The organism is Prevotella melaninogenica ATCC 25845, from assembly GCF_000144405.1.
In the GTDB taxonomy this organism is placed as follows: domain Bacteria; phylum Bacteroidota; class Bacteroidia; order Bacteroidales; family Bacteroidaceae; genus Prevotella; species Prevotella melaninogenica.
Genome location: NC_014370.1, coordinates 651,431 through 671,171 on the forward strand (window position 1 = coordinate 651,431; position 19,741 = coordinate 671,171).

The following is a 19,741-nucleotide window of genomic DNA, read 5'->3' on the forward strand; positions in this document are numbered from 1 at the left end:
CAGAAATGAAGAAGATTATAATGCTCTCAATATGTGGTTGTCTTCTGTCCTCTTGCAGCCTTGACTTGCAGCCTGAGAACGGATTGACTTACAGCAACTCGTTCAATACAGAGAAAGAGTTGAATGCGACAACCACTTCTATTCAATACTATATCAACACCGTTGTTGGCAATAACTATGTTCTTTCAACAGCAGGTATGAAGGCTGACGAGATTCTTGATGGCAAGCAGTTACGCCAGTGGAATCCACGAACAGTAATAACAAGTGAGTATTCATGGAAGGGTCTTTACGACATTATCTTTGAATCAAATCTATTGCTTGATAATATAGATAAGACAAAAGACTTGGCTGAAGATCGTCGGAAGTATCATGTAGGACAAGCTGAATTCGCTCTTGGATTGTCTTATTTCCTTTTGGCACAACGTTATGGTGAGGCAATCATCACTGATAATTCTTCAGAGATAAAGCCTTACTCTCTCTCTTCACAGAGTGATGTGCTTAATGCTGCAATAGAACACGCAAAGAAAGCATTGGATATTCTGCCTACATGGGATAAGTTGACAGACTTGAATGGTGTTTCTATCACTAATCGTCAGACTGCTTCAAAGGGTACTGCTGCAGCCTTACTCGCACAGATTTATGCGTGGAAGGGTAGTGTGACAGAACTTTATAAGTTGCAGGGTAATGCGCAAGAAGATTATCAGAAGTCTATCGATTACTCAACACAGCTTATCGATGGTCAGGTCGGTAATTATCAGCTTTGCTCTTCACCAGAGGAACTCTGCACGTATCTGTCTAATGAGAAGTCTCCTAATCCAGAGGCAATCTTCAGTTTGTACTTCGATAAGACGCGCTCAGAGAATGTTGTTTCTCCTAATGAAGTGGCACAGAACTTTGTGAGCTGGCCTGTAAGAGAGGACCAAACATTAGCTGATTTACCATCAAGTAGTACCTATCAGCTTTATACTTCAACAATAGAAAGATTGTTTCCTGATGCTACTGACCAGCGTCTACAGGCATTTTTCTATCAGTGGGGTACCTCACATGAGGTAGATGGAACTGATTACGCTATTATGTATAAGTTCAGAAAAGCAATTATGGATGCCGATCAGTATTCTGCAAGTGGTAAGACTTACCGTACGGTAGATGCTGACTATGTTTACTGGCGTCTTGCTGATTTCTATCTGTTGAGAGCAGAGTGTTATCAGAAGTTAGGCAACGATGCAAAGGCTATCGCTGACCTTAATGTGATTCGTTCACGTGCTGGTGCACTTTCTTATCCATCAACCTACGATACAGAGGGACTGAAGAAGGCTATCTTCCTTGAAAGAGAGAAAGAGTTTATCGGTGAAAATGATGCACGTTATGCCGATGTCATTCGTAATGGATATGTGAAAGAAGAACTGCAAGGTAAGTTCCTTTTGCTGACCAATCAAGACATTCAAGGCGGTGCACTCTTCCTTCCACTTCCAAAGGATGCATGGCAGGATAAAGATGGACACGTTATTAATACCCAGTTGCGCCAGAAGCCATATTGGCAGGCTTATAACTAATAACGGGTTAGGAACGTTACAATAAATATATTGTTTGATATATGAAAAAGATTATATATATAATAGCTGTGTGTCTGACAATGGGAGTACTCTCCAGTTGTACCAAGTATAACTTTGATGACACAGGTCTTGCTAATGGTAAGCACGATATGACGATGTGGGAATACTTCAAAGGCGATAGCTATAACTGGGATTCTCTTTGCGTGATGACTGAGCGTGCAGGTTTAGTTTCTCTTTTCCAAGGTACAAGTCAGTATGGCAAGAACTTCACGTTCTTTGGTCCTACCAATCATAGTATCAATCGTTATCTCTATGATAATGGAATGACGAGAGTGTCAGATATTCCTGTTGCTGACTGTAAGAAGTTTATCTTAAATTGTGTTTTACCTAACAAGCGAGTGATGCTTGATGATTTTAAGGAAGGTGTTAAATCTTCTGATGTATCAACACCAATCGGTAAGGGTGGTGAGACAGTAGAGATGGCTTCTGGTAATCAGTTGTGGATTTATACATTCCGTGAGTCTTACAACAGTGTTCCTGGTGCTGGACCGTTGCGTATCCACTTGGTTTCCCCAACGACCACCAAGACTTCTGACGTTGCTTCATGTAATATTGAAACAAACACAGGAGTGGTTCACTCACTTGTTTATGACTTCAACTTAACCGACTTTTAAAAATGAAAAAGATGAAGAAAGGAATCGCATTGCTATGCCTTATGGCCCTTACAATAGGTTTTATGGTATCATGTAGCAAAATGGATGTTGGCTATCTGAGAACAACGGGAGCATCTTTTACTCCCGATTCTCTTAATGCCTTCCATAACGTCGATGCAACGAGTGAGCGTGGTATCAATAAGTTACCATTCGTTTCAACACGTATCCAAGGTGTTGCAGGTACTAACCCTATCAATTATGAGTTGTCAGGAGTTAAGGCTGACAATCAGGAACAAGCACAGTTGTTTATGAAACTCTATAAGGAGGGCAAGATTTCTGTTACCGGTGGTCTGATTGTTGTCACACAAGAAGCTACGCAACAGTTGGCAAACGGCAGATATCGTCTCTCTCTTAAGGTGTATAATCAAGACCATGAGGTAGTATTGGAAAACATCTTTAAGGTGGTAGTAACAGATGATGAACTGCCTGTCGAGTAATTTCGATAAAGGTATATTGTAGATGTATATACTACGTTCAGCATTGACTTTAAGCGTATTCCTCTCATGTATTAAAAAGATAGATATGAATAAAATCAATGCTGTAAGTAGGATACAGTTTAATGAATAGATTGAATAAAATAATCCATTAAAAACAGATTAAATATGAAAAGAAGAAGATATATCTTACTGCTTGTATGTCTTTTGATGATGGCAGTACAGCTTCGTGCACAGCAGGGTACAGAAGCAGCAAATGGTATAAAGTTCTTTAAGGGAACTTTCAGTGAAGCTTTGGTAAAAGCTAAGCAAGAGAATAAAATTCTGTTTGTTGACTTCTACGCAGTGTGGTGTGTTCCTTGTAAGAAGATGGCAAAGACAGTTTTCACACAAGAGGAAGTTGGAAAGTATTTCAATGAACACTTTATCAGTCTGCAGTTAGATGCAGAGAAGGGTGAGAATGTTGATATCGCTAAGAACTATAAGGTAGCAGCATATCCAACAGTAGCTTTCATTGCACCAGATGGTAAGGCCTTGTCTGTGAATACAGGTGCGATGGATAAGGATGAACTCATGGAGGCTGCTAAGATTGCTGCTGGAGAGAGTGTAAGTTTTGAGGAACTTTACAATAAGTACAAGGCTGATAACAACGACCTTGACGTTCAGCAGCAACTTCTTCTCAAGGCACCATCTTTCTTGCAGGCGCAGGAGGGTATGGATGCAGATAAGTGGGTAACACGTTTGCAGAAACTTTATAAGAACTATGTAGCTGCAAAGGCACCATTGAAGCTTATCAATGAGAATGACTATCGTATCATTCTAACATTGGAGGGTGATGAAGATAAGGAGCACAAGCAGTATATGATTGACCTTATGAACGACCACCTTGATGACTGGATGAAGAAACTTGGTAAGGCACCTGCCTACTACATTGTTGAGGCTAACGACATCTTTGCCGAGGATATGGCAAAAGATGGCAACGTGAAGTATAAAGACTATGTAGAGAAAGTTAAGAACCAGTATGCAAAGGCATACGAGGTTGTTGGCTTGACAGGTATTACTCCATACGAGAAGGCTAAGCTCTACTTTGATGCTCTTTTCAACTTGTATAAGAACAAGGATGTGAATGGCTATGTGAAAGCTATGGAGACCTATTTTGGCAAGATGGAGAATAACCTCCGTTCAGCCGACTATGGTAAGGCTGCACAGAACCTCTACATGGCTGCAGGCAAGAATCTGAAGGCTAAGGATCATGAGGTAGCTATCAAGTGGGCTGAGAAAGCTTTGTCACAGGAAGATGCTGTGATGGACCGTGTCAACTATATGGTAATGATAGGTGACTCTTATCGTGAATTGAAGAACTATACCAAGGCACGTGAATACTATAACCAGGCATTTGCTGAGACACTCCGTTTGGAGAATATGGAGATGCCACAGGCTATGTTGCAGGGTGCAATCAAGCAGAAGCTCTCTACGCTCGAACTCCTTGAAAAGTAAACAATGACTATGTTCAAGAATATCATTAAATGCCTATCGAGCATGCCAGTGGCACTGCTCATAGGCTTTTTGTTTTCCCCCTTTAGTCCTGCCAATGCGCAGATGAATGGATTGCGAAAGGGAAAACTGGCAAATGGGCTTACTTATTATATCTATAATGATGGTTCTGCTACTGGTGAGGCACAATACTACCTCTACCAGAATGTAGGTGCTATCTTAGAGAATGATGAGGAAATGGGATTGGCGCACGTGTTGGAGCACTTGGCTTTCAATACGACAGACCATTTCCCTAATGGTGTGATGAACTTCCTTCGCAGTAATAACCTTAATGACTTTGAGGCTTTCACTGGTGTTGATGATACGCGTTATGCGGTTCATAACGTACCAACCAATGATGCGAAGCTTAATGAGAATATGCTTTGGGTGCTCCGTGACTGGTGCCATGGCGTCAAGATGACCCCTAAAGACATTGAAAAGGAACGTGGTATTATCCTTGAGGAATGGCGTCATCGTTCGGGAGTAGACCGTCGTCTGACAGATGCCATTGCACCTGTTGTTTATAATCATGCTGGCTATGCTACTCATAATGTGATTGGTTCACAGAAGATATTGGAGACCTTTCAGCAGAAGCAGGTAAAGCTGTTCTATGATAAGTGGTATCGTCCTAATATGCAGTTTATTGCTGTTATCGGTGATGTTGATGTCGACCAGATGGAAAAGAATATTCAGACGGTCTTCAAGACATTACCTGCTAAGCAAGCACCTGCTGTAAATCCACAGACAAGACAGATTCCTGACAATACCACACCACTCTATATGCGTTTCATTGACCCAGAGAACAAGAGTGCTTCTTTTGGTCTTTATCAACGTTATGAGGTGAAGGGTAATGCGCCTGAGGAGGACCGAGTACGTCAGTTTATCTTCACTAAGTTTTTCAATACATTGGCTCCAAAGCGTTTTGTGATGTTGAAGAATGCTGATAAGGAGAGTTATATTGCCGCTGAGGTGAGTCTATCTCCTTTGGTACGAAACTATTATCAGATGGCATGGGACATGGTTCCCTATCAGGGTAATGAACAGAAGGCGCTTCAGCAGATGTTAGCTGTACGTGATAACTTGCGCGACCAGGGCTTTACTGCAACTGAGTTCAATGCTGAGAAGGAGAAGATGTACAATGGAATGAAGGATGTCCTCGAAGCAAAGGGACTGGGAACACCAGACAATGCTTTGATGCTTTTCCGTCAGAACTTCCTCTATGATATTCCTGTACAAGACTTCCGCGGACAGATTAACCGTAACCTCGAGACTTTGGTTGAGTTAGAGGTTGAGGACATGAATGCTTGGATGAAGTCATTGCTCAATGATAATAACCTCGCTTTTGTCACTTATTCTAAGTCGCAGAGTGAGATGAATATCACTGAGAATGATCTTATGGCTGCATTGAAGGCAAAGAGTTCATTCAGCGATATGGCTCGTGCTGATGGTATGAAGCCTATCAGTCAGTTGATTGACTTCCCTCTGACAGGAGGAAAGATTGTTTCTGAGAAGCAGTTAAAGACTTTGCAGGCAAAGGAGTGGACACTCTCTAATGGTGCAAAAGTTCTTTATCGTAACGTTCCAGAACTGAGTGGTAAGTTCCTCTTTGCAGGTTCTGCAGAGGGAGGTAAGTCTATTGTCCCAGCACAAGAACTTGCTAACTATAATGCAATGCGTTCACTCTTGATGCAGTCAGGTGTATATAATTACAACCGAAATCAGTTGGCGCAGTGGCTACAGGGCAAGGACATCAATCTTTCCCTCTCGTTGGAAGACTACAGTGATGGTATCGGTGGTAATGCACCTGTTGACAAGGCTGACGATTTCTTCAGCTATCTGTATTTGATTCTGTCACGTCAGAACTTCTCTAAGTCAGCCTTTGACAAGTATATCCAGCGTAATCTCTACGTCTACGAGAACCGTGCAACAACAGGTATGGCTGCTGTACAGGATTCTATCCAGCAGTTGCTCTATCCAGTTAGTGCGATGAATCCACGTCAGGATGAGGCTTTCTTTAAGTCAGTTCAGTTTGATAAGTTACAGGAACAGTTCCAAGCACACCTTGGTGATGCATCACGTTTTACCTATTGTCTTATTGGTGATATTCCAGAAGCAAAGGCAAAAGAGTTGGTGCTTCGCTATATAGGTTCTCTCAAGGGTGAAGGTAAGCCTGTGAAGACAACTATCCAGCCAATGGATTTCTCGTCATCTACGCCTGTTATCAAGCGTACTTTCGAGACGGAAACAGAAGGTGGTATGGCAGAGATTGAGATTTCATTTGCCAATAAGCAGAAACTTTCTGAGCGTGAGCAAGCTGCTCTGGAGGTGATGCGTGGACTCTTGGAGCGTCGTTATTTTGATGTGTTGCGTGAGAAAGAACACCTTACTTATACCGTAGGTGTACAGAGCAACTATACTTCACAGCCAGTAGCTGGCGAGAGCCTTAATATTCATCTTTCTACTGCGAAAGAGAATGCTGATAAAGCTGTTAGCCTTGTTTATAGTATTCTTGATGATGTGAAGGCTGGCCGTTTCACTGCAGATGAGTTCAAGGCTGCAATGGTACCTTTGGCTGTTGATGAGGAACAGTCTGGTGCAGCATCACAGTCAAACAGTGACCCATCAGTTTGGATGGCTTTATTGAATATCTATGCTGAGACGGGCAACGAGCTATCTCCAAATGATAATGCCGCTTCCGCACCAGTATTCAAGACACTTACACCACAAGATATCACAGCTGTGGCTATGAAAGTGATGACAAATGCTAAGCAGCGTGAGATTATTGTTAAGCCTGCTGCACAGGAAGGTAAACACACCTTTAAGTAATTAATGGTAAGTAAATATAATAAAACAGAGGTGTACCAAGAGTGCACCTCTGTTTTTTTTGTCTTTGTACAAGATGTACTGAGACCGTTAATAGTCTATTCTATTATTATCCTCCGACACAGAAAACCTTTTTCTTTTCATACTAACAAACATAGATATGTGTTTGAAAAATCATTACATATTTTCAAACAAAAGCTCTATAAATAACGGCAAAAAGATGTCTAAAAGGTGGGTTTGTAACCTTCAGGTAATCAGTTAGTTGTAAGGTGGTATAAGAAGATGTGCCTAATTGGACTTCAAAAGGGCGTTAGTTAGCCCTCAAAAGAGCACCTATTGCAAGTCAATTAGGCTTTTTTTAGAAGCCTAAAGAGCATGTTTTGGATTTGAATCATATGAAAATAGTTTACAAATATCGCTTTGTGAGGGGATAGATTGATTGTAGAAGACGAATAGGAATAGTAATAGGAATTACTTTCTCTTGTGTCCAGCACTCCCCTCTCTCTCGGAGAGGGGTTGGGGGAGAGGTCTTTAATAATCCTCTTTATATTTATCCGTCTCAATATAGATATAAATCTTGTACTCAGGGAAAGCGGCACGCATATTCTTCTCGATGTCGTTAACCAACTGAGGTGCTTGCGCTTCGTATTCGCTTTTAACATCAATCTTTGCAGTGATAAGGATGTCATTAGGACCGAGGTGAATGGTCTTGACGTTGATGAGGCGGTTGATTTCTGTTCTGTTGAATGTCTCTTTGATACGAGTTAAATCCTTCTGCGTGACACTCTCACCAATAAGCAGACTGTAGAACTCACGTGCGAGGAAAAGAGCTGCTGCACAGAGGAGTACACCAATCAGTACACCCGAGAGGGCATCATAGAATGGATTACCTGTGAAGTGGGTCAGAAATGTACCTCCTAAGGCTATTAGCAGACCAATGACAGCACAACTATCTTCTGCAAAGATGATGAGAATTTCACTGTGACGGCTTTCTCGTAGGAAACGATAAAGTGAAAGATTGTCCTTGTTCAGTTCCTTAATCTCCTTGAAGGCAACCCTTAGACTGACAGTTTCTACTAAGAGTCCAAAGACAAGAATACCAATGACGAGCCATGTGTTCTCCAAGCTGTGTTCTGGGTGAAATAACTTCTCTGCTGCTTCCATGATACCTAATGCACCACCGGCGAAGAACAACATCATTGCAACAACTAAGCTATAGAAATACTTAGCACGTGCCTGTCCGAACGGATGTTTATCTGATATCTTCGCTGTTGACTGTCGGTTGCCTACTAACAGTAGTATTTCATTGCCACAATCTACGATACTATGGATAGACTCATTCAACATTGCAGCTGAGCCAGACACAGCAAAACCAACAAACTTTGATATCGCTACCAAGATGTTTGCACCTAAGGCAGCGATAACACTCATCATTCCTTCACTTTTCTTTTCCTTTTTCATATCCTGTTTTAAGCTTTTTGATATTGGTATATATTTACCAGATGTATTCTGTAATGTACTTACTATTTTCCTCTTTGTTATTTTTATTTAGTGTTGTCACCACTTCTTCAATGCGGGTGGGACGTCCTTCCTTATCATACTCCGTTGTCAGTTGCGACTTAAAATCGAAGTCTTTATCTTTTGAACTGAAGCTATAGCTGCTAATATCTCCTTCCGGAATAACACCCATATAGCCTAAGGTGATGAAGGGGATGGGTATCCTTATGCCACTGCCATGCATCCACAAGAAATAGAAGTTGTGGCAGGCTGCCTTCTGCCCAGTCTCTCTGTAGCTGATATTAAATGGTTTATAAGGGAACATCTTTTCTCCCTTCCATTGGAGGTTGTAGGTTGTTCTGCCACAGATAACATTAGGTGTGTCACGACATACAAGTCTTCGTTTGTTATCGTAGGTGTATGTGTAGAACTGAGGAATGTCATTTGCTTCTACGATAAGTCCGTTTTTTACTATGTAATAGCTCTTGAAGAGTCTTTCTATCGGGTTCTGATTATGTTTCTTATGAATGAAAATCGTGTCACCGACGTAGGAGTAGGTGTAATCATCCAAGCTATCTGTACCCACACGCTCTATGATGAGCTGTCCTTTTTGGTTACAATAATAGGTGATTGTATCCTTACTCTTCTCCGCTTTCGATGTTACGTCTTTGATAATCGTCAGATAACGATGCAGTTGTTCTCCGTGATAAGTTATCTCTTCGGCTATTCCAGAAGGAACAGACGAACATGAGAAAAACAAACTAACAGCTATGATAGCTAATAAGAACAGTCTGATGTCTTTGTATAAGTCTTTCTTCATTTGTTATTGATAGTTAGGGAGTTTGTTTGTATATGCGGAGTTCTGCAATCTTGAATAATAGATAGTGAGTAGCAGTAAGGGAGACATACTTCCTTTTCAGAGGGGGAAACGAACTTCTTTAAGTCTTGTTCTTCTACAATCAGCCTTACTTCTTTGCAGCCTTCTGTGCCTCCTTCACCATCTTCAGACGTTCCTCATAGATAGGACGCCACTTGTTAATCATAGCTTGAAGGTCCTTGCTTCTTTGTTCCAGTTCGCGGTATTCATCCGTGTTTGTTTCTTTGTTCTGGCTTTTTGTCAGCATCTGTTGCAGCATTAGTTTCTGCTGTTCGTCAGCCTTCTGAAGCTGTGCACCAAGCTTTTCAAGATTCTCCATAAATGCTAATGCACGGTCTATATGATTTTCTTTTTCCATCTTTTGGCTATCTTTTAATGTCTTTTTTATGTGTACAAAGTTACAGAAAAAGTTCAGTATGACCACCGCTTCCAAATTATTTTCACGAAGAAAAGAATTTCTTTTCATGAAAAAAAATTTTTTTCTTTGCGTAAATAAATATTTCTTTTCATGAAAATAATTCGCAGTTGGTTGTTTTCTTTCGAATCTTCGTACGTAAGACGGGATTTTATAGTATCTTTGCAAGTAGATAAAAGAATACATTTTAGATGAAAAAGAAGAAACAGATAGATTGCTTTCTACCGTATAGTACAGCTGCAATGATGCAGTCGCTTGCTGCACAGTTGTACGAGTCAGGTGTGGTAAAGAATATATATACGTTAGCTGCAGATGTCCTGCCTACTGAGGCACTGCCTCAGTACACCCATCACCTGCAGGCAGGCAGCTTGCTTTCCCTTGCTACTATGCGCCTTGTTTCAACAACAGCGGCAGCCGATTATGCTCTGCTTTATTTGAAGCAAGGACCTATCACGTTAGGTTATCATGCGCTTGAGCGTATGCTGCAGGTAGCTGAAGAGACTGGTGCAGCAATGGTTTATGCTGACCATTACTCTGTGGAAGCTGGCAAGACGGTGAAGCATCCCGTTACAGACTATCAGTTGGGTAGTATCCGTGATGACTTTGATTTTGGTTCTGTTGTACTTCTTAAGACAGAGTGTCTAAAGAAGTATGCAGCGAAAGAGGTGGCAAAGGATTATCAGTTTGCAGGTTGGTACGACCTTCGTCTATTCTTAAGTCGTGAGGGAGAACTCTTTCATCTGAATGAATATCTCTATACAGAGGAAGAAGATGACCTACGTGCAAGTGGTGAGAAGCAGTTTGATTATGTGAATCCACGCAACCGTGAGGTACAGATTGAGATGGAGCAGGCAGCAACGGCACATCTCTCTGCTATCAAAGCCTTGGTTGATACAACGCAATATGTACAGCCTGACTTCTCTGGTGAGGCTTTTCCGGTAGAGGCATCGGTGGTAATTCCTGTCTTTAATCGTGAGAAGACGGTGCGCGATGCGGTCGTTTCTGCACTCTCGCAGAAGACAGATTTTCCTTTTAACGTTATCGTTGTTGACAATCATTCGACAGATAGTACGACGGAGATTCTCTCTTCTTTGGCTGCAGATGAACGCCTTGTACATCTTATTCCTACACGTACAGACCTCGGTATAGGTGGCTGTTGGAACTATGCTATCAATGATGTGCATTGTGGTCGCTTTGCTGTTCAGTTGGATAGTGATGACCTTTATTCTTCAGAGAACACCTTGCAGGCTATTGTCGATGCTTTCCACGAACAGAAAGCAGCGATGATAGTAGGCTCTTATCGTATGTGTGACTTCGATCTTAATACCCTTCCACCGGGCTTGATTAGTCATAATGAGTGGACGGAGGATAATGGTTGCAACAATGCCCTGCGTATCAACGGACTCGGTGCACCACGTGCTTTCTTCACTCCTTTGGTTCGTCAGCATCAATTCCCTAATACAAGTTATGGTGAAGACTATGCGATGGGCTTGGCTTTTAGTCGTCGTTTCCGTATCGGACGAATCTATGATGAACTTTATCTGTGCCGTCGTTGGGGTGGAAATAGTGATGCCGTACTGAGCATTGATAAGGTAAATGCCAACAATCACTATAAAGATCAGCTGCGTACAGTTGAGATTCTTGCACGTCAAAAACAGAATCAAGACAGAGAGAAAGGGCTAACTGATTTTTTTCATAACCAGCTGAACCAATGGCAAGACGTTGCAAAACGTTTTGAAGAGTTGAAGGGTGTGCAGACGCGTGAGGTGGGTTCAGCCCTTGCGCAATTCAATCCTGCACGCTTAGTGAGTACAGGTGCAAAGATTGATAAGGCTACGCTGGCTAAGCGCCCTTGCTTTCTTTGTGAAAAGAATCGCCCAGTAGAGCAGATTGTTCTGCCTTTTGGAGAAGGTTTTGATATCCTTGTCAACCCTTTCCCAATTCTCCCTGTTCATTTCACGATACCTTCTCGTCATCATCAACAGCAAGCAATAGCGGATAATTACGTACAGATACATCGCTTGCTAAGAGCTTATCCGCAGCTGATGGTGTTCTATAATGGTCCGAAGTGTGGGGCGAGTGCACCTGATCATCTCCACTTTCAGGCAGGAACAAGTGGTATTCTCCCTTTACAACGTGACTGGCAACGGCTTTACGAGACATCTGTCCCACTCTTAAAACTGAATGATACGGAGGGAATCTATGAGATAAAAGACTATATCTGTTCTGTTTTAGCTATCGTGAGTCATACAGGGAAGCACGATGTTGAGCTCTTCAGCCGTTTATATGAGTCACTTCCAATAAAGGAAGATGAGACTGAACCGATGATGAATATTGTGGCTTGGCGCAGTGGGGAGGCGTTTATTTCAGTCGTATTCCCACGTGAGAAGCATCGCCCTGATTGTTATTCTGCTGATGGGGAGGCACAGTGTCTGGTCAGTCCGGGTAGCTTGGATATGGCAGGATTGATGATATTGCCTCGTCAGAGCGACTTCGAAGGGATGACAGCAGAGCTTGCCAAGGCGATTTTACGTGAGGTTTCACTGTCAGATGAGGCAATGAATGAAGTCGTGAAACGGATTCGCAATAAGGCAGTTGACCTCGCTTTCGATGATTGGAAGCACGAACCTATAGTTTCTGTAGGTATCGTTCGTGGCGACGAAATTCGTTTTCAGCTGAATGGTACTTATACAATAGGAAACAAAGAGGTGACAGGTAAGCAGATTGTAAAGTTCAAAGACGGACAGATTTTGTGGGATTCTGCAGACTATACAGAACTTTGCTTTACCCCGCAAAATGATGATATATCCTTCACTTTGGAGGATGTTACTATCGGTGTAGACTTCCATTGGGAGCGCAAAGAGGCACAAACCTTCCTCGGAAAGCTACGTTTTGTTGTCGATGGAGATAAACTTTTGGCTATTAATGAACTACCTGTAGAGCGTTATTTAGCAAGTGTTATCTCAAGTGAGATGAGTGCTACCTCTTCGTTAGAGCTTTTGAAGGCACATGCTGTTATCTCTCGCAGTTGGCTTTTGGTACAGATGAGAAGACGAAAAGCCATTGAAATGGGTGTTCAGACAGCATCTGCACCAGTAAAAGTATCGGATGAAGAGGGTGTTGTATGGTATGATAGCGATGCACATACCTTGTTTGATGTCTGTGCAGACGACCATTGTCAACGTTATCAGGGCATTACGAAGGCAACGAGTCCACATGTTGAAGAGGCAATAAAGGCTACTCGTGGGCAGTTGTTGATGAATGGAAAGGAAATTTGCGACGCTCGTTTCAGTAAGTGTTGCGGAGGTGTTTCGGAGGAATATGAATACTGTTGGGACAATACTCATAAGCCCTACCTACTCTCTGTAGTAGATAATGCACCTTTGGGAACAGCCCCTACGATTGATCTCACTGATGAGAAGACGGCACAGGAGTGGATTCTGTCGTCTCCAGAGGCTTTTTGTAATACAAAGGATGCGGCAGTCTTGGGGCAGGTGCTTAATAACTACGATCAAGAAACACAAGACTTTTATCGCTGGACAGTAGACTTCACACAGTCAGAACTTGCTGAGCTAATCCTTCGTAAGAGTGGTCTTGATTTCGGAGAGATTATTGACCTCCAACCTTTAGAGCGTGGTAAGAGTGGTCGTATCACGCGTTTGAAGATTGTAGGGACAAAGCTCACACGTATTATCGGTAAGGAATTAGAGATAAGACGTACGTTAAGTGAGAGCCATCTCTACAGTTCTGCTTTCGTGGTAGAACGTAGTGAGGTCGTGAATGGTGTCCCACAGCACTTCCGTCTTATTGGTGCAGGGTGGGGACATGGTGTTGGCTTGTGTCAGATTGGTGCTGCAGTAATGGGCGAGAAAGGCTATCGATATGACGAAATCCTCCAACATTATTACCAGACAGCAGCTATTGAAGCACAATACTAATAAAGCATACGAAGATGCACGAGGAACAGAAGATAATCAATGGAATTCCTATTGTTGACCAGTGGCGTAGCTATTGGCTCTGGCTTCCTACGCTCTATTTGACACGTGGACTACCGTATGTTATCTTGTTGATGACTTCATTAGTCTATTTCAACAGAATGGGCTTGTCGAATGGTGCTATCACGCTGACGACATCGTGGTTAATACTGCCCTTTATCCTCCGACCTTTGTTAGGTAGATTGGTCGTTGGCTATTGGAGTAAGTATGCATGGGTAATTCTGACAGAGTTTGTTATGGCACTGAGTCTTGGTGGATTGGCGTTTATGGCATCATCTGTTGATTGGTTTGAGTGGACAGTCTTCTTCTTAATGATAATCGCAACGATGGCTGCCTTGCATGATGTGGCTATCGAAAGACTGTATAAGCGTGAAACGGCCTTGCATAATCGTCCTGCTTTTATTGGTACGCGTGCCATTTCTTATATGCTTTCTATCATTGTGGGAAAGGCTATTCCTGTTACGATAGCAGGAAACTTAGAGGTTATTTATAGGACGGTAGCCCCTTCATGGGCAATTATTTTTAGGGTTCTGTCAGGCTTATTGACCTGTTTGATGCTACTTCATGCTATCATACTTCCCAAAGATAATATTCATGCGAACCTCCCTATATGGACAGGGGTGACACGTCAATGGTGGCATGATGTCAAGGCTGCCTTTGTCCGCCGTCCTCATTATGTGGCAAACTTGTGTTTCCTTTTTGCCTTTCTAATACCCGAAGGGATGTTTTTTAGAATAGCACCACTCTTCTTGATAGACCCAGGAAGTAATGCAGGATTAGCTCTTTCACCACAGGAGTTAGGATTAGTCTTGGGAACAGTGGGTACGTTCTCGTTAATTGGAGGAAGTGCCTTAGGTGCTAATTTGGTACGTCGTGACGGCTTGAAGCGTTGGTTGTGGCTGTTTGTTATAGCCTTGACCTTGCCAAAGTTTGTCTTTGTTTATCTCAGTTATTACTTTGTCTCCACCTTATCAATTATCAATTTGTGTGTGATTATCGAACAGTTTGGAGCAGGTTTGGGATTAACGTTTTATGTTGTATGGCTCGCTCATTGTACAAAAGGGGAGCACTCCACATTTACTTATTCAATAGGTACGGCAATAACAGCCTTCTCGTTGGTGATGACAGGATGGTTTACAGGTTTCTTGCAGGAGTATGTGGGCTATCGTCTATTCTTCCTTCTTGTGGCAATGTTGGGTGTTATCAGTTTTATAGTGACCTACTTTCTCCCTGTAACAAAGGAGATAGGAAAACGAAAAAGGATGGTTTAAATCCATTTAAAACGACAGTTCTGATGTTTTGTTTTCAGCCGTTAACCTTTATAAAAAAGTCATGATTTTATTTGTACCTCACGAAAAATGTTGTACTTTCGCAAATAGATAGTTATAAAAAACAGTAAATAAAATGAAGATTAAGTATTTCTTAATGGCAGCTGTTGTCGCTTTGATGACAGCCTGTGGTACGGCTTCTAAAGTTCCATTAACGGGTCGTACACATCGTATCAGTATTTCTGATGCGCAGCTTCTTAGCCTTAGTAATCAGGAATATACAAAGTTTATGGCATCAGCAAAACGTTCTACTGATGCAAAGAATACTGCTATGGTTCAGCGTGTAGGTCGCAACCTTGCCAATGCGGTGGAGACTTACTTACGTAATAATGGTTATGCTAATGAGATTAATAACTTCAAGTGGGAGTTTAATCTTGTTCAAGACAAGCAGGCTAACGCTTTTTGTATGCCTGGAGGTAAGATTGTTGTTTACGAAGGATTATTGCCTTACACACAGAATGAGGCAAGTCTGGCAATCGTTTTAGGTCATGAGATTGCGCATGCTGTAGCTAAGCACAGTGCTGAGCAGATTACAAAGCAGATGAATCAGCAGATGGGAACCAATATATTGGGTACTGTCTTGAACTCTACTGTTGGTAGTGGAGTAGGCGACATCGCTTCACAGGTAGCGGGAGGATACTTCTCTTTCCGTAACTTGAAGTACAGTCGCGATAATGAAAGTGAGGCTGACTACATGGGACTTATCTTTGCTGCGATGGCTGGATATGACCCTGCGAATGCCGTAACATTCTGGCAACGAATGGCTGCAGCAACGAATAGTAGCCGTTCTGAGATTCTGAGCGACCACCCTTCAGATGCTCGTCGTATTGAGAATATCAAGAAGTGGCTGCCAGAGGCAGAGAAATATTATCGTGGTCGTGGCTCTAATCGTGTTTCTTCTACGGGATATTCACAGTCATCAAGAACATTGCATATAGGTGGTTCTTCGTCTTCTAAACGTTCAAACAGACGTTGATAATTTGAACGAGCATCATTTTATGATATTTTATTACGGCTATTTACCTTTTCAAGAACGAAGGCACATAGCCGTAATTTTTATATAGTCAATACTGTTTGATAAAAAATGTAATGACATTCTTTAGCATATGAAATTTCTATCAAATAAACTTAGTCGTTTTAGGCTCTGAAAAGTAATATTCTTCTGACCGAACAAGTCGTGCTGTTTTATGCTTGAATAACTCCCTTTTGACGGTATATTATAAGCTGATGAATACTCCGCACCATTGGTGCTAAGCACTAACACGACATGTGCTAAGCATCAGCACGTCATGTGCTAAGCACAAATACGTTGGTCGGATATCTGTAGATACGAGCACAATGGTCATCTTCAAGAATATCAAAAGCCACTAACGGCTAATTTATGCGAAATGTTTATTAGGCGTTATGATTCGTATTATATTGTCATCTTGCAAAGAAATACTTTTCTGATAGTGGTAAGTAGCTGTTATAGTGTTATTTTTTCATTGAAAGATTTGATAGAATCATCTTTTTTTATTATCTTTACAAGCGAATTTAAACCTTTATAGCTATGATGGATTATCTGATACAAAACCTGTGGTTAACATGGTTGTTAGTGGGTCTTGTTTGTCTGATTTTAGAGATGATGAACGGAGATTTCTACATTATGTGTTTTGCAATAGGCAGTTTCTGTGCTTCACTTGCTTCTGCATTTACGGATAGCATAGTTGTTCACGTGATAGTCTTTGTCATTTTCTCGGTATTGAGTATATTCTTAGTACGACCGATTGCGCTTAAATATCTTCATCAAGGTGCAGATAAAAGATTAAGTAATGCTGAAGCATTGATTGGTCGTGAAGGAAAGGTAACAGATACGATTGAGGCTGGTGGATACGGCAGAGTAAAGGTAGACGGTGACTCATGGAAGGCGCAGTCTGTTGATGGAATGGAAATCGATTCGGGTGCTGCTGTGCGTATTTTACGACTTGACTCTATTATCGCAACGGTCGAACGTTGTTAAACAGTAATCTGAAAATAATTAAATAACAAATAATAACCTTCGGTTTCTTGCCTCATTAAGATAATAAAATACTTAGGGTGGGAAATTAAAAACTTTAATGCTTATGGATATAATAGCTTATGTGCTGATTGCATTTGTTGTGTTAGCACTCGTTTTTGCTAAGATGTCAATCGTGATTATCTCACAGAGTGAGACAAAGATTATCGAACGTCTTGGTAAGTATTATGCAACCCTTCAACCAGGTATCAATATTATTATCCCTTTTATTGACCATGCAAAGGATATTGTGGCATTGCGTGCAGGACGTTATACTTATACAAACTCAATTGACTTGCGTGAGCAGGTGTACGACTTTGATCGCCAGAATGTGATTACAAAGGATAATATTCAGATGCAGATAAATGCACTGCTTTATTTCCAAATTATCGATCCATTCAAGGCTGTGTATGAGATTAATAACTTGCCAAATGCTATTGAGAAGTTGACACAGACTACACTTCGTAATATCATAGGTGAGATGGAACTTGACCAAACACTGACTTCTCGTGATACGATTAATACTAAATTGCGTGCCGTTCTTGATGATGCTACAAATAAGTGGGGTATCAAGGTGAACCGTGTTGAGCTTCAGGATATTACTCCTCCAGCAAGTGTTTCTGAGGCAATGGAGAAGCAGATGCAGGCAGAACGTAACAAACGAGCAACTATTCTTACCAGTGAAGGACAGAAGCAGTCAGCTATTCTCCAGTCTGAAGGTGAGAAACAAGCAGCTATCAACCGAGCTGAAGCTAACAAACAGCAGCAGATTTTGATTGCAGAAGGTGAGGCACAAGCTCGCATTCGTAAGGCTGAAGCTGAGGCTATTGCCATTCAGAAGATTACAGATGCTGTTGGTCAGAGTACGAATCCAGCAAACTATCTTATTGCACAGAAGTACATTCAGATGCTTACAGAACTCGCACAGAATAACAATCAGAAGACTGTTTATCTCCCATTTGAGGCAAGTAATCTCATGGGTTCTATCGGTGGGATTAAGGATATGTTTAAGTAATGCTTCTCTTAAGCATCGCTTTTGCTGCGAATAATTAAATATAAACACTAAAATAGATGACTACTCCGTAAGCTTCTCTTGCTATAAAGGGACTTACGGAGTGGGTCTTTGAAGAAATGAAAAAACTTTGTATCTTTTGTGGTGCACGTCCTAACTTTATAAAGGTAGCACCAATCATCAGGGTAATCAATAGACTTTCTGAGGAGAATAGTTCTCATAAGGTTTCTTATTCATTGGTTTATGCAGGTAGTGAGAATGATCCTACACTCGAAGATCAGCTCTTTGATAATCTCTCTATTCGCAGACCAGATGTTTATCTTGGTGTTGAATGTGAGAACTTGAATGAACTTACAGGTCAGGTGATGTCTAAGTTTGAGAAGTATCTACAAGAGAATCCATCTGATGTGGTTATCGTTGTGGACGATCTTGCTTCTACAATGGCGGCTGCTATTGTGACAAAGAAGCAGGCAATCACCCTTGCGCATATTGCAGCTGGTACTCGTTCATTTGATATAACGATGCCTAAGGAAATCAATCGCTTGGTAATTGACGGTCTTTCTGATATACTTTTTACAGCCGGATTTAGCAACAACAGCATTGCTAACAAGGAAGGAGCAGAGTTGTCAAAGGTTTATATGGTGGGTAATATTCTCATTGATAATATCCGCTATGATCGTGAGCGTATTGAGGGTATGAGGCTTTCGGACATTGACGAGTTGGCAGGTTTACCTTTGAAAGAGGGTAACTATCTTGTCTTTACATTGAACCGTAAGGCGTTGTTGGCTGATCAAGACAATCTTGAACGAATGTTACACGTGTTGAGTGAGACAGCAGGTGATACCCCTATTATTGCTCCTCTTCGCGACTCAGCAGTGCAGGTTATCATGGCACTTAGCTTGAAGAAGAACATCAAACTCCATAACCTCCATATCGTAAAACCATTGGGTTATCTTGAATTTGCTTATCTTACAGCTCACGCTAAGGGTATCATTACTGACTCTGGTAATGTTGCAGAGGAAGCAACATTCAATGGTGTACCATGTATTACGCTTAATAGCTATACTGAACACATTGAGACTGCAAAGGTAGGTTCTAACGTTTTGGTTGGTGAAGACCCAGAACTGCTCCGTTCTTCATTGAGTGATATGGTTGCAGGAACATGGAAGAAGTGTGGTGTACCTGAACGTTGGGATGGCCGTTCAGCTGAACGTGTTGTTCAAATCCTACTCGAACGTCATTAATTCGCATTTATATTGAGAGGGGCTTTAACGCTCTTAATGTAGGGACAGATATTCTTGTTGTTCGCTATTATTATAGAATAGTCGGACAATAGAGGATATCTGTCCTTATTGTTTCTATAGGATAAAAGTGCAAAAGACTAAATGTTGCTTTTATGTATGCAGTATTAAGTAATTAGGTTAGTAAGAGATTGTGCGGTAATTAGTGCTTAGCACCATTGGTGTTTACCACCAGCACGATATGTGCGGAGTACTAACACGTCGGCTGAAGGTGGGAGGATAGGG

The 19,741-nt window shown here is 41.6% G+C and carries 14 protein-coding genes; 11 read left to right on the top strand and 3 right to left on the bottom strand.

Annotation, left to right across the window (positions count from 1 at the left end):
• The first annotated feature begins 5 nt into the window (after positions 1-5).
• From HMPREF0659_RS02505 to HMPREF0659_RS02525, 5 genes are all read left to right on the top strand, one after another.
• Positions 6-1,553 carry a RagB/SusD family nutrient uptake outer membrane protein gene (locus HMPREF0659_RS02505; RefSeq protein WP_044045836.1) on the top strand — a complete coding sequence of 516 codons (1,548 nt, stop codon included), beginning with the start codon at positions 6-8 and terminating at the stop codon, positions 1,551-1,553.
• A 41-nt stretch (positions 1,554-1,594) separates the two neighbouring features.
• Positions 1,595-2,227 (top strand): fasciclin domain-containing protein, encoded by a 633-nt coding sequence (locus tag HMPREF0659_RS02510; protein ID WP_013264138.1) that lies wholly within the window; start codon positions 1,595-1,597, stop codon positions 2,225-2,227.
• Positions 2,228-2,229: 2 nt separating this feature from the next.
• Positions 2,230-2,703, top strand: a complete 474-nt coding sequence (locus tag HMPREF0659_RS02515) for a hypothetical protein (RefSeq protein WP_013264890.1) — start codon at positions 2,230-2,232, stop codon at positions 2,701-2,703.
• A gap of 165 nt (positions 2,704-2,868) precedes the next feature.
• The gene (locus HMPREF0659_RS02520; RefSeq protein ID WP_013263957.1) at positions 2,869-4,197 is read left to right on the top strand and encodes a thioredoxin family protein; all 1,329 of its coding nucleotides are present in this window, start codon (positions 2,869-2,871) and stop codon (positions 4,195-4,197) included.
• A 9-nt stretch (positions 4,198-4,206) separates the two neighbouring features.
• Positions 4,207-7,059 carry a M16 family metallopeptidase gene (locus HMPREF0659_RS02525; RefSeq protein ID WP_044045837.1) on the top strand — a complete coding sequence of 951 codons (2,853 nt, stop codon included), beginning with the start codon at positions 4,207-4,209 and terminating at the stop codon, positions 7,057-7,059.
• Positions 7,060-7,587: 528 nt separating this feature from the next.
• Here the strand turns inward: HMPREF0659_RS02525 and HMPREF0659_RS02530 are convergent.
• From HMPREF0659_RS02530 to HMPREF0659_RS02540, 3 genes are all read right to left on the bottom strand, one after another.
• Positions 7,588-8,517 carry a cation diffusion facilitator family transporter gene (locus tag HMPREF0659_RS02530; RefSeq protein ID WP_013264526.1) on the bottom strand — a complete coding sequence of 310 codons (930 nt, stop codon included), beginning with the start codon at positions 8,515-8,517 and terminating at the stop codon, positions 7,588-7,590.
• Positions 8,518-8,551: 34 nt separating this feature from the next.
• Positions 8,552-9,373, bottom strand: coding sequence for a hypothetical protein (locus HMPREF0659_RS02535; RefSeq protein ID WP_013263928.1), 822 nt, complete (start codon positions 9,371-9,373; stop codon positions 8,552-8,554).
• A gap of 145 nt (positions 9,374-9,518) precedes the next feature.
• Positions 9,519-9,788 (bottom strand): hypothetical protein, encoded by a 270-nt coding sequence (locus tag HMPREF0659_RS02540; RefSeq protein WP_013264840.1) that lies wholly within the window; start codon positions 9,786-9,788, stop codon positions 9,519-9,521.
• 248 nt (positions 9,789-10,036) lie between these two features.
• On the opposite strand from HMPREF0659_RS02540, the gene HMPREF0659_RS12320 reads away from it, so the two are divergent.
• From HMPREF0659_RS12320 to HMPREF0659_RS02575, 6 genes are all read left to right on the top strand, one after another.
• A complete protein-coding gene (locus tag HMPREF0659_RS12320; RefSeq protein ID WP_013264004.1) occupies positions 10,037-13,783 on the top strand; it encodes a DUF4922 domain-containing protein in 3,747 nt (1,248 codons plus the stop codon).
• Between the two features lie 14 nt (positions 13,784-13,797).
• Positions 13,798-15,111 carry an MFS transporter gene (locus HMPREF0659_RS02555; RefSeq protein WP_013264058.1) on the top strand — a complete coding sequence of 438 codons (1,314 nt, stop codon included), beginning with the start codon at positions 13,798-13,800 and terminating at the stop codon, positions 15,109-15,111.
• 133 nt (positions 15,112-15,244) lie between these two features.
• On the top strand, positions 15,245-16,144 hold the full coding sequence (locus tag HMPREF0659_RS02560; protein WP_013264088.1) for a M48 family metallopeptidase: 900 nt from the start codon (positions 15,245-15,247) through the stop codon (positions 16,142-16,144).
• A 573-nt stretch (positions 16,145-16,717) separates the two neighbouring features.
• A complete protein-coding gene (locus HMPREF0659_RS02565) occupies positions 16,718-17,167 on the top strand; it encodes an NfeD family protein (RefSeq protein ID WP_009012952.1) in 450 nt (149 codons plus the stop codon).
• 103 nt (positions 17,168-17,270) lie between these two features.
• The gene (locus tag HMPREF0659_RS02570) at positions 17,271-18,218 is read left to right on the top strand and encodes an SPFH domain-containing protein (RefSeq protein WP_013263822.1); all 948 of its coding nucleotides are present in this window, start codon (positions 17,271-17,273) and stop codon (positions 18,216-18,218) included.
• A gap of 116 nt (positions 18,219-18,334) precedes the next feature.
• Positions 18,335-19,459, top strand: a complete 1,125-nt coding sequence (locus HMPREF0659_RS02575) for a UDP-N-acetyl glucosamine 2-epimerase (RefSeq protein ID WP_004360530.1) — start codon at positions 18,335-18,337, stop codon at positions 19,457-19,459.
• Positions 19,460-19,741: the final 282 nt, after the last annotated feature.